At 66.1% G+C, this 1111-nt stretch carries 1 protein-coding gene; it reads right to left on the bottom strand.

Annotated elements, in window-relative coordinates; genetic code table 11:
* On the bottom strand, positions 1 to 1111 hold a 1111-nt coding region (locus ACFSKW_RS54740; RefSeq protein ID WP_465264729.1), incomplete at both ends, for a DNA-directed RNA polymerase subunit beta.

Here is a 1111-nt window from a genome sequence, read left to right as displayed (position 1 = left end):
CTCGTCGGTGTCACGCATCTCGATGGACATGCCGTCGCTGGAGAGCACCTCGACGTTCAGGCACAGCGACTGCATTTCCTTGATGAGGACCTTGAAGGACTCAGGGATACCGGGCTCGGGAATGTTCTCGCCCTTGACGATCGCCTCGTAGACCTTGACCCGGCCCAGGACGTCGTCGGACTTGATGGTGAGCAGCTCCTGCAGGGCGTAGGCGGCGCCGTAGGCCTCGAGGGCCCACACCTCCATCTCACCGAAGCGCTGTCCACCGAACTGCGCCTTACCACCCAGCGGCTGCTGGGTGATCATGGAGTACGGACCGGTCGAACGAGCGTGGATCTTGTCGTCGACCAGGTGCAGCAGCTTCAGGATGTAGATGTAGCCGACCGAGATCGGGTACGGGAACGGCTCGCCGGAGCGGCCGTCGAACAGCTTGGCCTTGCCGGTCTCCTGCACCATGCGGTCACCGTCGCGGTTGGCGATGGTGTTGCTGAGCAGGCCGACGATCTCCTCCTCGTGAGCGCCGTCGAACACCGGGGTGGCGACGTTGGTGCGCGGCTCGACGTGGCCGAAGCCCTTGTCGCGTAGCCGCTCGGCCCACGCCTCCTCGATGCCGGAGATGTCCCAGCCGCGGGCGGCGATCCACCCGAGGTGGGTCTCCAGGACCTGGCCGACATTCATTCGGCCGGGCACACCCAGCGGGTTGAGGATGATGTCGACGGGCGTGCCGTCCTCGAGGAACGGCATGTCCTCGACGGGCAGGATCTTGGAGATGACACCCTTGTTGCCGTGACGGCCGGCGAGCTTGTCACCATCGGTGATCTTACGCTTCTGGGCCACGTACACGCGGACCAGCTCGTTGACACCGGGGGGAAGCTCGTCGCCCTCCTCGCGGGAGAACACCCGCACCCCGATGACCTTGCCGGACTCGCCGTGCGGCACCTTCAGCGAGGTGTCACGCACCTCGCGCGCCTTCTCACCGAAGATCGCGCGCAGCAGCCGCTCCTCCGGCGTCAGCTCGGTCTCACCCTTCGGAGTGACCTTGCCGACCAGGATGTCACCGGGAACGACCTCGGCGCCGATGCGGATGATGCCGCGCTCGTCGAGGTCGGCC

The sequence above is a fragment of the Nonomuraea mangrovi genome, from assembly GCF_042681425.1.
Classification (GTDB): domain Bacteria; phylum Actinomycetota; class Actinomycetes; order Streptosporangiales; family Streptosporangiaceae; genus Nonomuraea; species Nonomuraea mangrovi.
This window is presented reverse-complemented; position numbering and strand designations above follow the sequence as displayed.